Source organism: Colwellia sp. BRX10-4, assembly GCF_014077465.1.
Taxonomy (GTDB): domain Bacteria; phylum Pseudomonadota; class Gammaproteobacteria; order Enterobacterales; family Alteromonadaceae; genus Colwellia_A.
The window spans coordinates 1-13466 of sequence record NZ_JACGVZ010000019.1 but is presented as its reverse complement, the minus strand read 5'-3'; the positions used below and the strand labels follow the sequence as shown (position 1 = coordinate 13466).

General features: G+C 37.2%; 10 protein-coding genes, 1 other RNA gene and 1 pseudogene. 5 read left to right on the top strand and 7 right to left on the bottom strand.

The window, feature by feature from the left end:
- The first annotated feature begins 85 nt into the window (after window positions 1–85).
- Window positions 86–724 (top strand): stringent starvation protein SspA, encoded by a 639-nt coding sequence (gene sspA, locus H4J67_RS14260; protein ID WP_070375788.1) that lies wholly within the window; start codon window positions 86–88, stop codon window positions 722–724.
- A 17-nt stretch (window positions 725–741) separates the two neighbouring features.
- On the top strand, window positions 742–1194 hold the full coding sequence (locus tag H4J67_RS14255) for a ClpXP protease specificity-enhancing factor (RefSeq protein WP_182204136.1): 453 nt from the start codon (window positions 742–744) through the stop codon (window positions 1192–1194).
- Window positions 1195–1357: 163 nt separating this feature from the next.
- On the opposite strand, the gene dolP is transcribed toward H4J67_RS14255, so the two are convergent.
- The 4 genes from dolP to H4J67_RS14235 are packed head-to-tail and all read right to left on the bottom strand — an operon-like array spanning window position 1358 to window position 4785.
- Window positions 1358–1924 (bottom strand): division/outer membrane stress-associated lipid-binding lipoprotein, encoded by a 567-nt coding sequence (gene dolP, locus H4J67_RS14250; RefSeq protein ID WP_182169362.1) that lies wholly within the window; start codon window positions 1922–1924, stop codon window positions 1358–1360.
- Between the two features lie 4 nt (window positions 1925–1928).
- Window positions 1929–2519, bottom strand: a complete 591-nt coding sequence (locus tag H4J67_RS14245; RefSeq protein WP_070375790.1) for a phosphoheptose isomerase — start codon at window positions 2517–2519, stop codon at window positions 1929–1931.
- A gap of 27 nt (window positions 2520–2546) precedes the next feature.
- On the bottom strand, window positions 2547–2921 hold the full coding sequence (locus H4J67_RS14240) for a YraN family protein (RefSeq protein ID WP_259368613.1): 375 nt from the start codon (window positions 2919–2921) through the stop codon (window positions 2547–2549).
- Entirely contained in the window at window positions 2908–4785 is a 1878-nt protein-coding gene (locus H4J67_RS14235) for a penicillin-binding protein activator (RefSeq protein WP_182204090.1), read from the bottom strand. The genes H4J67_RS14240 and H4J67_RS14235 overlap by 14 nt, the downstream gene beginning before the upstream one ends.
- A 76-nt stretch (window positions 4786–4861) precedes the next feature.
- Between H4J67_RS14235 and rsmI the strand changes: the two genes are divergently transcribed.
- Both rsmI and rnpB read left to right on the top strand, forming a co-directional pair.
- A complete protein-coding gene (rsmI, locus tag H4J67_RS14230) occupies window positions 4862–5710 on the top strand; it encodes a 16S rRNA (cytidine(1402)-2'-O)-methyltransferase (RefSeq protein WP_182169325.1) in 849 nt (282 codons plus the stop codon).
- An 80-nt stretch (window positions 5711–5790) separates the two neighbouring features.
- Window positions 5791–6224, top strand: an RNA gene (rnpB, locus tag H4J67_RS14225) — RNase P RNA component class A.
- Window positions 6225–6472: 248 nt separating this feature from the next.
- Here rnpB and H4J67_RS14220 read toward each other — a convergent pair.
- Window positions 6473–6790: pseudogene (locus tag H4J67_RS14220) on the bottom strand (integrase core domain-containing protein); the annotation flags it as partial.
- A 716-nt stretch (window positions 6791–7506) separates the two neighbouring features.
- Between H4J67_RS14220 and H4J67_RS14215 the strand changes: the two are divergent.
- Window positions 7507–7866: a recombinase family protein gene (locus H4J67_RS14215; RefSeq protein WP_182204134.1), complete on the top strand. Its 360-nt coding sequence runs from the start codon at window positions 7507–7509 to the stop codon at window positions 7864–7866.
- Window positions 7867–8728: 862 nt separating this feature from the next.
- Here H4J67_RS14215 and H4J67_RS14210 read toward each other — a convergent pair.
- Window positions 8729–9121 carry a response regulator gene (locus H4J67_RS14210; protein ID WP_182179237.1) on the bottom strand — a complete coding sequence of 131 codons (393 nt, stop codon included), beginning with the start codon at window positions 9119–9121 and terminating at the stop codon, window positions 8729–8731.
- A 55-nt stretch (window positions 9122–9176) separates the two neighbouring features.
- Complete coding sequence (locus tag H4J67_RS14205; protein ID WP_182204088.1) at window positions 9177–13289, bottom strand: hybrid sensor histidine kinase/response regulator; 4113 nt, start codon at window positions 13287–13289, stop codon at window positions 9177–9179.
- Window positions 13290–13466: the final 177 nt, after the last annotated feature.

Genomic DNA, 13466 nt, shown 5'->3' with positions numbered 1-13466 from the left:
CAATTATTGTTAATGTACAGCGTTTTATTTATGGGGGGCTTTGGCCCCCTTTGTTAGTTTTTTATTACAGATTTTTGGAGGCATTATGGCCGTAGCAGCAAACAAGCGTTCAGTGATGAATTTATATTCTCATGCTGATGATATGTATAGTCATCAAACACGCATCGTACTCGCTGAAAAAGGTGTTGGCGTTGATATCCACTTAGTTGATTTGGCTAACTTACCAGAAGATTTACTCGACTTAAATCCCTATGGCACAGTACCGACGTTAATTGATCGTGAATTAGCATTATACGAAGCATCAATTATTATTGAATACTTAGATGAGCGTTTTCCTCATCCACCATTAATGCCAGTTTATCCGGTATCACGTGGTCGTAGCCGTTTGATGATGCATCGCGTAGAACAAGATTGGTACAGTCTAGCAAAAATAATTATGAGTGGCCCAGCAGACGCTGCAAGCAAAGCTCGTCAAGAACTTAAAGAAAGTTTGTTAAGTGTAGCGCCAATTTTAAATGAAGCGCCTTACTTTATGAGTGAAGAATTCAGTTTAGTTGACTGTTACTTAGCACCACTATTATGGCGTTTACCTGCTTTAGGTATTGAACTTGACGGTGAAGGCTCTAAAGAATTTAAAGGTTACATGCTGAAGTTATTTGAACGTGAGTCATTTCAAGCATCGTTAACTGAAGAAGAACGTGAAATACGTTTAGGTATGTTTTAGCCTTGATATCTCCAGAGATGACCTCTAACAAGCCTTATATAGTGAGAGCTTTTTATCAGTGGATTTCTGATAACGACCTCACACCATATATTGCTGTCGATACGAGTGTCTATGGTGTGTTAGTTCCAACAGCTTATGTGACTGATGGGCAAATTGTGCTCAACGTTTCAATGTCAGCCGTTGGTTCTATTTCTCTTGCTGATCATGCCATTGAAGTAAGCGCACGTTTTGGCGGTAAGCTTGAACAACTTGTCGTGCCTTACGGTGCTATTAGTGCTATTTATGCAAAAGAAAATGGTGCGGGGACATCGCTTGTGATTGAACACCCTGAACCAGAACTTGATAAAGAAATAAGTCCAGTAAAGCCAGTAGGTTTATCTAGTGTCTCTTCAGATAAGAGCAGCACTTCAAAAACCAAGTCTGAAAAGGGCTCAGCGAAAGGTAAGCCTAGCTTAAAAGTGATCAAGTAATTACTACAAGCACAATAACTGTTGTTGGTATATTAGCTGTTATGCTGAAATTGTTTTAAATTTATTTCAGTCGTCATTATGGCAAGCGGTTAATAATAAAAAAGCTTCACAAGTATTAACTTGAGAAGCTTTTTTTATGAGCGCTATGGTAAGTAACTTATCGTTAAATGTATTCAAATATTTTGAATACACGATTGACGCCGCTTACATTACGGGCTATCTCTACGGCTTCATTAGCTTGCGCTTGTGTTATTAAGCCCATTAAAAAGACTTCGCCATTTTCAGTAACTACTTTAATATTAGTCGCATCGATGTTGTCACTGCCAAAAAGAGCCGCTTTAACCTTAGACGTTAACCAAACATCGTTACTTCTGGTCGTAATAGAAGTGGTATTACTGATACGAATTTGATTATGTAGCTGAACAACTTGTTTAACTTCATTAATCGACTTTATCGCCAGATCGCGTAAATAGGTATTGGGCACTTGCCCGATAACTAAGACACTACCGTTAACACTGATCACTTGAATATTAGTGTTGTCTGCGAGGGCTTGATGTTTGCCAAGCTTAGCATTCGCCTCAAATTCAATTTTTTGGTCGTCCAACTGTGTACCAATACTACGCTCATCGGTAGCAGCAGATGCTCCTCCGACAATAGTAACAACAGCAGCAGCAACGCACCCTTGCAAAAATAAAATACTTGCTAGGGTTATTAATAATTTTTTTCGCATCATATTAATTGGCATCTTGAGGAAATAAAGTTGTGTCAATAATATCGCATAAGCAATGTATTACCACTAAATGTACTTCTTGAATTCTAGCTGTACGTGAAGAAGGTACCCGTATTTCTACATCGTTTTCGCCCAGTAAACCTGCAATATCGCCGCCATCACCGCCGGTTAATGCGATAATAGGAATATCGCGAGATACTGCTGCTTCTATCGCTTTTATGACATTACGAGAATTACCACTGGTAGAAATAGCGAGTAAAACATCCCCATTATTACCTAATGCTCGCACTTGTTTAGAAAATATTTCATCGAAGGAATAATCATTCCCGATAGAAGTAATCGTCGAAGTGTCGGTCGTTAAGGCTATTGCCGGTAAAGGTGGTCGTTCAGTTTCATAGCGGTTTAATAACTCCGCTGAAAAGTGCTGTGCATCACCCGCTGAACCGCCGTTACCACAGGCAAGTATTTTATTACCAGCCAATAAGCTTTGCACCATTATCATACCAGCATGCTCAATAGGTCCTGCTAGTAATTCACTGGCGGCAATTTTGGTTTGGATACTTTCGGTAAAGTTACTTTTGATCCGTTCTAACATAAATGAAATTAGCTCCGTTTATTGACTCTAAAAGGCGTTTTTTAGCCAGGTAATATCGAGATTGTTTATATTACCTTGTAAAGCAATAACATCAAATCGACAAGAAGTATTATATTCGTTTAAACCACATTGTTGCAGATAAATTGCAGCTGTTTTCCTAATTTTTTGCTGTTTTTTCGTTGATATTGCTGAAATAGCACCACCAAACGACATCGAAGCACGATATTTTACTTCGACAAAGACATAAGTGTCAGCATCTTTGACGATTATATCAATTTCACCTAACCGGGAGGTGAAGTTTTTTTCTTCGATAATTAAGCCTTGTGCCACCAAAAAATCTCCCGCGTACCTTTCGGTAATATCACCGGTTTTTTTAGTCGTAACTGGCTTAGTCCATGGCAATTTCAGCGACCTCACCATCTTGATATATACCCCACAATAAGCTTCGCGTTAGGGTGTTATTACTGTTTAATTTTAATATACCGGTTTGACCATAATGACGAACATAAGGTTTTTGTTTCATCAGGGGCAGTTTGTCGACTAAATATAGGCTGTCATAACCCATGGCAAAGATGCGTTGTAAAGAGTCACTGCGACTTGGCCAAAGCGTTTTACTTAAATCAGCTAATTGAGCATTTTGTTGTTGGCTACTTAACAGCCAAGGCATTTCGGTAAAAATAAGGTTACGAAGATCGTTATGCTTACTTGAATCTTGTTTACTGCTATGACTGCGAGAGCTAGCATAAACTGGAATAATAGTAGCAAAAGGGCTGGTATTAACATCAATGTACGGTTTTAGTAATTTTGTTTGTGCCGGTGAACCCACTAAGTAAAACATATCAATATCACGGCGATTTCTTGGTTCTGAATCGATACTCTGTTTTACTCTTATTTTTAAATCCTTGATACGCGCTTGGCTACTATCGACCTCTAAGCTAGCCTTGAGTTGCTCTTGCATCATTTTGCCTTTTTCGAAATAAACAACTTCAGGAGCATAGCCGTTAATCAGTTGCCATTGTTTGCTAAAGGCTCGGGCAATTCTTTTACTGGCGGTATCTTGATGGCTGAGTATGACTGGTGAGCGATAATTTTTACGACTCAATGTTGTTGCTGCTTGGTAAGCTTCGTCTTCTGGGCGCATCGACAGAATGAATTGCTCTGTGCTCCGTTGCTCAACTTTTGGCGTGTTAAGTAATAAGCTAGGTAGCAAAATTTCACCTTGGGCAAGGAACTTATCGACATTATTTTTAAGCAAAGGGCCAATAATAAAATGACTATTTAAGGCGATTAGCTGCTCATTTAATAAGGTCCAATCAAGTGTATCAGCATCGATAAAGGTTAAGTTTTTATCGGGAATATTACTATAAGCGGCTAGGATCCCTTGCTGGGCAGCTTTTCCTGCAGACGCTTGTTTACCTGAAAGGGGTAAAATAACCGCAATATTTTCAATAAGTGCTTGTGGGCTTTGTTCTGTTATTTTTAATGTTTCAATAATCGCTTGTGCGGGATGCGCAGAAAAATCACCTTGCCACTGACTTAAGTAAGCATCAAAACGGTTAATATCACCACCAAATTTATGCGCGTAAGTTAATAGTTGTTGCCAACCTTTAATATAAGGCGGGTCAAGCGCTGCTAATTGGCTGACTTGCCAAGTAGACAGTAAAGTTAATGCTTGCCATAGTTCATAGATATCATCAACGTCTGTATTTGAACTGCTGGAAAACCAATGCAATTTAGCGTTGACCGCACTAATTTCTAATGCTCTACGCTGCTGTATATCAGCCAGTAAGAAGTAGTAGTTTTCGCGATGAATAACGTTATTATCAGTTGAAATTTTATTAGCAACTTCAAGCTGCTTAAAGGCTAATTCAACCTCAGTTAGCTTAAGTAAACTATCTGCGCTTACCAATGCTAAGCGGTACTTGTCTTGTGCATTGTCAGTTAGTGCTGTGAGTTGCTGAGATAACCATAGTGCTTGATTATAACTTTCCTCACCAATCAGCAATTCACTGGCATCAATAAGTGTGGCGGTTGCTATTTTTACCTCTTGTGTTTGCGCAGCCAACAGCAACTGTTGTGAGGTTATTTTATTATTGGCACTCTCTAATGGTTGATTTCGAGAATCGATTGCGCCTTTATTGTCGGCAATATTTTTGGACGTACCGCAACTTGTCAATAATGTCGTTGTTAGTAGAGCGACAGAAAAGAGTGTAGTAATGCGATAAAGAGTGCTTTTTTTAGAAAACAAAAAATTAGTTTGGCTCACCAGCGATAAATCCGTACTTTATTAGTTAGCTTTATAATAAACTTCATCTTCATCAGTCTCAACTTAAGTATTCATTATGTCGTCAGTATTTGTAGAATCAGGCACGCTTTACATCGTCGCCACACCCATCGGAAATTTAACCGACATCAGTCAACGCGCACTTGATGTGTTAACTCATGTGGATATTATTGCCTGTGAAGATACTCGCCATACTCAAAGATTATTATCTGCTTATTCTATCAAAAACAAAACGCTATCATTACATGACCATAATGAACGCCAACGTCAAGACTATGTTGCAACACTTTTACAAGAAGGGAAAAGCATTGCACTGGTTTCAGATGCCGGAACACCCTTAATCAGTGATCCTGGGTTTCATTTGGTTCGCCATTGCCGACAACTTAATTTACCTGTTTCTCCTATTCCGGGTGCTTGTGCAGCAATTGCTGCTCTATCTGTCGCGGGTTTACCCACAGATCGTTTCTCTTTTGAAGGTTTTTTACCTTCAAAAACCGGTGCTAGGCAAGCAACATTAGCGAACTTGCTTGAAGAACCACGCACTATGGTGTTCTATGATGCGCCACGTAGAGCAATTGATACCGTTGAAGATATTGTCAAAGTATTGGGGGGGGAACGTCAGGTGGTTATTTCTCGTGAGTTAACAAAAACGTTTGAGACTATTCACTCTGATACCGCTGAAAACTTATTAGCTTGGTTAAAAGAAGATCCAAATCAACTGAAAGGTGAAATGGTTTTAATCATAGAAGGTAAAAAAATTGATGCGAACGCTATTCCAGCAAAGGCTATTGCTACGCTGAAATTACTGTTAGCGGAAATGAAGCCAAAGACAGCTTGTGCGATCACCGCTGAAATATACGGAGTAAAAAAGAACGCTTTGTATGAAATAGCCCTAGAAATGAAGTAATTTACGCTTTATTTATTAGTGGTCAGTAACTAAATATATTATCAATTGGCTATCGGTAAAAATTAAGGTAAAATGCGCGCCGAGTTGACCAGACAATCGCTGCTTTATCCTTGTATCAGATGTGTAAACTGAAGATATAGGTATGAGGGGGAGGAAAGTCCGGGCTCCAATGAGCAGGGTGCCAGGTAACGCCTGGGCGGCGTGAGCCGACGACAAGTGCAGCAGAGAGAAGACCGCCGATGGTTGTTCTTAGGAACTTCACAGGTAAGGCTGAAAGGGTGCGGTAAGAGCGCACCGGATTGCTGGTAACAGTAATTGCAGGGTAAACTCCACCCGGAGCAAGACCAAATAGGGTTTCATGACTGTTCGAGCGTAAGTTTAAATAGTATAAGCGTGGTTCGCGTGGAAACCGGGTAGGTTGCTTGAGCCTTAGAGCGATTTAAGGCCTAGACGAATGATTGTCACTCTTTTTCGAAAGAGATACAAAACCCGGCTTATACGGTCAACTCGACTAATTCAAGAAAAAGCCTCTGCAGTAATGTAGGGGCTTTTTTTGTACTTATATCAGCTTAAGCTCAAGAAATTTTACACGGTTAGCTACATGGTGATAACGCTGGCGTTAAAGGTTATTAATATCAACTTGAAATATTATGTAATGATTAAGATAACCTAGTGTTTATTTCTAGATTTAAGAAAATCTTTTAAAGATGGGTTTGAGTAACAGGTCATTGCTCCCCCCATAAACTTACTTAACTGAAGTGGTCATGTAATATTGGCCACAGTGTTGTAGCTTAACTCATCTCTTCTTTCTGATTCATTTGGGCTTATTCCACCGTTATACGTATGTGGCCGGGTCTTATTGTAATAATCCATGATGTAATTAATGATTGCTTGTTTGGCTTCATTAAAATTCTTATACCCTATCAAAGGTATCCATTGCGTTTTTAAACTTCTAAAATATCGTTCCATTGTGGCATTATCCCAACAATTTCCGCGGCGGCTGATGCTTTGTGTGATTTGATAACGCCACAGTCGTTGCCTAAACTTTCGGCTGGTGTAATGCGTTCCTCGGTCTGAGTGTTAAGTGATATTTGTCACTTGTATAGATTAATTATAGAATCAGAAAAAAGCTAGCTAGAACGTCTCTAATCCGCACTTTACGGTCAATATTGCAGCTTAGAAAACCAAAAAGCCAGTGACCGAAATTGGGAACTGCGCTTCTTAGCTGGCAGACAAGAAATGTCTGGCTTCGTATCAAAGTGAACATAAACAGGGGTGTTTTTACTCGTAAATTTAGACAGCTTTGTGGCAATAGTGAATATTAAATAAAACGTCTCAATCTCATTTTATGTCTAGAAATTACACTAGTGATGTCTATTCACAAATGCCTCAAATGTGGCATTAGCGCCCTAAACATTTTCACCATTTTTACTCTTACATTATATCAGATTATTTGAATAGGTAGATTGATTGCTTAGTCTCCTAACTGGCAACCTCTAGCACTGTAATCAATACTACAGTTTAGGTTACAGTGTTTTACCAACCGTATTTTTGCATGATCACCTCGATTAAGTGTAACCTTTATCCTAATTTTAAGTTTGTAATCTAACTCCTGGGGATAAAGGTACAGTATTAAAATTGCTTATGCTCGCTGTTCAACTCAAAATCAAAACTTAGATAATCAACTAGAATAACTTAAAGGTTATGAGAAAATATTTAAGGAAAAACTGAGTAGCGTTAAAAGTGATCGTCTATAGTTACATAGTGCAATTGATTATTTAAGGTAAGGGGATAGTATTGTCATTACAAAGTTAGACCGTCTTGCAAGATCATTAACTGACTTGCACAAGTTGGTTGATATGATTGAAGCGAAAGGTGCTACTCTTAATGTTCTTAATCAAGCAGTTGATACTTCAAGCAGTAACGGAAAACTTATGTTTAGCATGTTAGGTGCATTGGCTGAATTTGATAAAGACATTATCAATGAGCGAGTTCAGAAAGGACTTGAGCGAGTAAGAGCAAAAGGTGTTAAGTTTGGCAAACCTCGCCAGATCCCTGATAAAGACCGTAAACGTATTGTTGAACTCGTTGATGATGAAAATACTAATTTAACTAAACAAGAAATTGCCGATATGATTGGTTGTTTTAGGAATTAGGTTTATAAGATTTATAGAGACAATAAAGGCTATGTTAAATGCCTGAGTTAGTGGCATTGGATCCGACTAAGTGGTCATACAACAATGAATAAAATTTTTAGCAATAGCGTACACGGGCAGTTAAGTTAACTATCTTCTGCCCCAAAGGCGATAGTGCTAAATGTATGTGATGATTTGGTATGAAAAACTTCATCATGACACAATACATTTTATTTAGTTTATTCGGTCACAAGCAGCTATTAATCTCTTAGCATACGCAAATGCACGGATTTTACCCAAGTTTAAGTAACAAAAAATAAAGAGTTAAACGTTAACAATAATAAGAAAACAACTAATGCAATTTGTTTTAAAGGGATACTAAAAATAATGGCTTTATCTACCATATGATTCGTGTAAATTATTAATGATAAAACAATGAAGGAAGAGGTGGATATAATTGAATATAACCATTTAAATGCATATTTATCAATATTATAGCCATGCGTAATAAGTTCACCAAATATTAAATTGTACTTTTTTATCTCCTGTGTGTTCGTGAATGAACCTAATGACACTGCCATACTTAATATCTGTAATGATAGGTTCAGCAGTTTCCTCTTCAGGTGTAACAACTTCATAGTCAGAAATATGTAAGAAAAATTCATTGAATTCCTTTCCAGTCAAATCGGTTGGTATCGTATTCCAGGTCGTTTTTTTGGATTTTCAGCCATCAATATTATTGTCTACTATGAAAAATGAGTAGTTTATCTAAAACGCCTTTCAGATAAATTCACTGGTCTGCTGAAGTTCGATATGAGTTGAGAGTTTGATAATGGCTAATCCTGACTTGGCTCTCATGTAAATTGTAAAACTGATGATATTATTATTCTGTACAGTAAGCATGAAGATAATTATTTAGTGCTTCAGCAACTTTTTCATAAGTATAGGGTTTGACAATAAAACCGTTAACGCCAGCGGAAATCGCTGTTTTCACATTATGTAAATTGCCCAAACCACTAATAATTACTACATAAGCTGAAGGTTCGATGCTATGAATGGCTTGTAGCACTTTTAAACCATTAATATATGGCATTTCAATATCAAGAAAAGTAACATCTATATTACCTTTATTCGTATTAAATAACTGCAAGGCTTTTTTTCCATTACATGCTTGTATCACATTATGATTACCATAAGTTGTTAAATATTCACTCAGTAGGCTCAACATCAAAGGTTCATCATCGGCAACCAAGATGTTTAATTTTCTATCAGGCATATGACCTCTTTTTTGGAATATATGTGGAAAAGCTTAACGGGAATTTACTAGGTAATTATAAATTAATTTCATCAGTTATTTTAGTTGTTATTTGCTGTAATGTATCTAATTGGATAATAATGAGGCTATATTTCTTCGTTAGCAAAGATTGATAAAGTATATCTGCTTGCTGACTAACTTCAGGAAAGCCAAAAGATCCCCCTAAACCTTTTAAATTATGTAACAAGTTTTGTAGTTTTAACCAATTTTTTTCTTCTGCCATCTGTTGAATTTCAGCTAATATTGTTGGCAAGCCTTCAATGAAAGTATTGATTAAAACTTGTTGTTGTTCTACCTGCTTAATATTTTTTGCTACTGACGGTTCAAGATCTATTGATGCGGTAGGTAATATGTTTGCTAAGGTTTGATAAAAAGTCTGGATTTCTATCGGTTTTTTTAAATGCCCACTAAAACCAGATTTTAGGTAAAGTTCAATATCGTTATTAGAAATATTTGCTGTTAATGCGATTATTGGCTTAGAAAATCCAGTAGCACGTAGTATTTTAGTTGCTTCAATACCATCAACTTCTGGCATTTGTACATCCATTAAGACCATATCAAAGTCATTACTCAGTGCCACTTCTACCGCTAATTGACCATTTTCTACTAAGGTCACTTTAGCGCCAGTACGTTCAACATACAGGCGGATCAACTCTTGGTTATCAGGCCAATCTTCAGCCAATAAAATATTCCCTGTAAGCGTGGGAATTTTATATTCTTTGGCATTATGCTTATGTTTTATTTTATCAATAGCTGAGTGTTCGTTCAGCCATTGCAGCACTTGAACCGCTCCCATACCAATACTAAATGAAAATTGACTGCCAATACCTTCCTGGCTAGTGAGGTGCATTTCTCCGCCCATCGCTTGGGTTAACTCCTTAGAAATACTTAAACCTAAACCAGTACCACCAAACTTACGAGTGGTAGATGAGTCAACTTGGGTAAACTCTTCAAAAACTGACGCTATCTTATTCTCAGGTATACCTATTCCGGTATCAACAACAGAGAAAGATAACAAATTAGTCTGCTGATCGGCGGAAATATTTATTGTGATCCCACCTTTTTCAGTAAATTTTATCGCGTTACCACATAAATTAAGTAATATTTGCTTTAATCTTGTCGGATCACTTTGGATTACGCCAGGAATAGGTAGTAGGTAATTAATGGTTAAATTCAGTTTTTTTTCAGTTGCTCGTTGCCCAATGAGTTCTTCCAACTCTTGCATTATTTCTACAGGCGATACCGCAATATTTTCTAAATCTAAACAATTAACTTCAATTTTAGAAATATCTAAAACATTGTTCATTAGTTGCAGTAAGTAATTACCATTGCTGATGATTTTATTGATCCTTCTATGCTCTTCCTCAGGTTCAATAGGATCTTGTAAAATGCTTTCGGCAAATCCTAAAATTGAGGTCATTGGCGTCCGTAATTCGTGGCTCATGGTGGAAATAAAAGCTCCCTTGGCACGATTTCCTGCCTGTGCTGCTTTTTGGGATATTTCAAGTGCATGATTAGCGGTGGTGAGTTCAGTTGTTCTTAGTATAACTTGTTTTTCTAAATGTCGACTATATTCAGCTTTTTGGTGTAATTTGGTTTTATAGGCACGAATATAGAAAAAGAAGATCATAATGACAAACAGTATGTATAAGCTATAAGCCCACCATGACTCCCACGGTGCAGGTGTCACTTTGATATTCAGTGCTAAGGATTTTTCGCTCCAAATACCATCATTATTAGCGCCTTTTACCCGAAAAATATAATCGCCCGCAGGGAGGTTGGTAAACGTAGTTCGATGAACTTTACCTATTTCGATCCAGTTTTGGTCAAAGCCTTCTAATTTATATTTATAGTTGTTTTTTTCTGGTGTGGTGTAATCTAAACCTGCAAATTCAAACGCTATTACGTAGTCTTTGTAATCAAATATTATATTGTTAAGCCCTGCTACAGCATCTCCAAATTTGGTTTTTTTATTAATTTTCAATAAACCGGTTAACAATACGGGCAGTTGATTGTTATTCTCTTTAATTTCAGCAGGAGTAAACATGTTAAAGCCATTAGAACCACCAAAAAATAGCTGCCCATGGCGACTATTCATTGCTGCGTTATGATTAAACTCATTCTCTTGTAAGCCATGAGAAACATCATATTGTTTCAGTTGTTCTGTTTGTGGGTCTAATCGAGTTAAACCACGGTTAGTGCTTAGCCATATAAAACCTTGACCATCTGCAACAATACCGTAAATCACATTACTGAGTAATCCTTGTTTCTTTCCATAGTGTTTAAAGCGCACCTTACCTGTTTTTCGATCTGCAGCAGCCCAACGATTCAAACCACCTCCCCATGTACCTACCCATAAATCGCCTTGGGGATCTTCTAGTATTGACCAAGCAACATTATTACTTAAACTATCAGGGTCTTTACTATTATGAAGATATTGAGTGACAGTTTCTGTTTTAGGATCAAATAGGTTTAAACCTCCACCCTCTGTTCCTAACCATAAAGTATTATTTTTACCCTGATGTAGAGACAAAATTCGGTCGGTACTGAGACTTTTATCATCGTTGACATCATGACGAAAGTGTTTGAAAGTTTTTGTTGCTGGTTCAAAGCGGTTTAAACCACTGGTATATGTTGCTACCCATAATACCCCTTGATTATCTTGATATATGTCAGTGACGCCATTTGCACTTAAACTCGTTATTTCTTTCTCGTTGTGGGTGTAGTGAGTAAATAAGTTTGTTTTAGGATTATAGTGGTCAAGGCCTTTACCACGGGTGCCAATCCATAGCGAGTCATCAGCATCGCTGTGAAGAGACATAATACGGTTGTCACTCAAACTTGAAGCAGCGCTCTCATCAACTTTAAATCTGGTAAAAGTATTTTTTTGTGGATTAAATAAATTAAGGCCATCATAACTGCCTACCCAAACATCACCATTGTTACGCTCACTAAATGCCGTAATGATGTTACTCGATAGGCTATTCTTATTGTTGGGGGTTTGACGGTAATGAGAAAAGTCAGAGGGGCTCCATTTATTTATTCCTCCAAAGGTACCAAGCCAAAGTACACCACCATTGTCTTGATATAATGTTCTTGTGCGGTTATCACCTAGGCTGTATAAGTCTTTAACATCGTGACGAAATTGCGTAAAATTATCACTTGCGGGTTGCCAAAGACATAGGCCATTGTCGGTTGCCAGCCAAATATTATCAATATTGTCCTGAAAAATATCATGTATGGTATTAGCACACACGCTTGTTTTATCTTCATTTTGAGACTTATACTGAGTAACATTATTTTGCTGATCAATGGTGATTAAACCATTGCGATAGGTGCCTATCCATACTCTTTGTTGTTCATCAACGAATAAGCTTCTAATACTGTAATCATGCAGCTTTATTGAGATATTATCTTTTAATGTAAAATTGGTAAAAGTCAGTGTATTAATATCAAATATATTTATGCCTTTATCTGTACCTAACCACAATTGTCCTTGCTTGCCTTGGTGAATAGAACGAACATTATTATGATTTAGCGTTACTTTGCTGTTTGTATCATGTAAAAAGGATTGAAATACTTCAGTTGTTGGATCAAACCTATTTAATCCGCCACCGTCTGTACCTATCCAAAGAATGTGATCTTTATCTTCAAAAATCACATTAATTCTATCGCTACTGAGGTTATGAGATTTTTTACTAAAATGTTCAAATGTCTCTGATATAGGGTCAAAACGATTTAAACCACCGCCATCAGTACCTAACCACAATAAACCATTATGATCCTCAAACATAGTGTAAATAGCGTCATGAGATAAGGAATTACTATCGTTGGCTTCATGACTAAAAACGCGAAATTGATAACCATCAAAACGGTTTAAACCTTCCTGAGTAGCAAACCACATAAAACCTTGACGGTCTTGTAGAATAGAAAAGACAGCTTGTTGAGATAAACCTTGTTTTAGGGAATATTTTTGAAAACGAATATTGTTATTGTTTGCTAAAACTTGGCTAGCGTAAAGATGAGTAGTAAAAAATAGTGAGGCAATTAGTAATAAATTCAGGTCACACTTAAGCGAAAACCTGAATTTTAATATTAGCTTAATAAATACCCTCACTATGTTATTCAATAAGTTATTGGTTCCATAATTTTATTTCTAAATAAATATTAAAGTTTAAAGTGTAAGGTTAATTTAGTCTTCAACCCAAACGTTAACATCAATATTAGCAGCATCATTTATGCTATCACGCCACATGTAACCATCACGCCACATGTAACCATCACGCCACATGTAACCATCACGCCA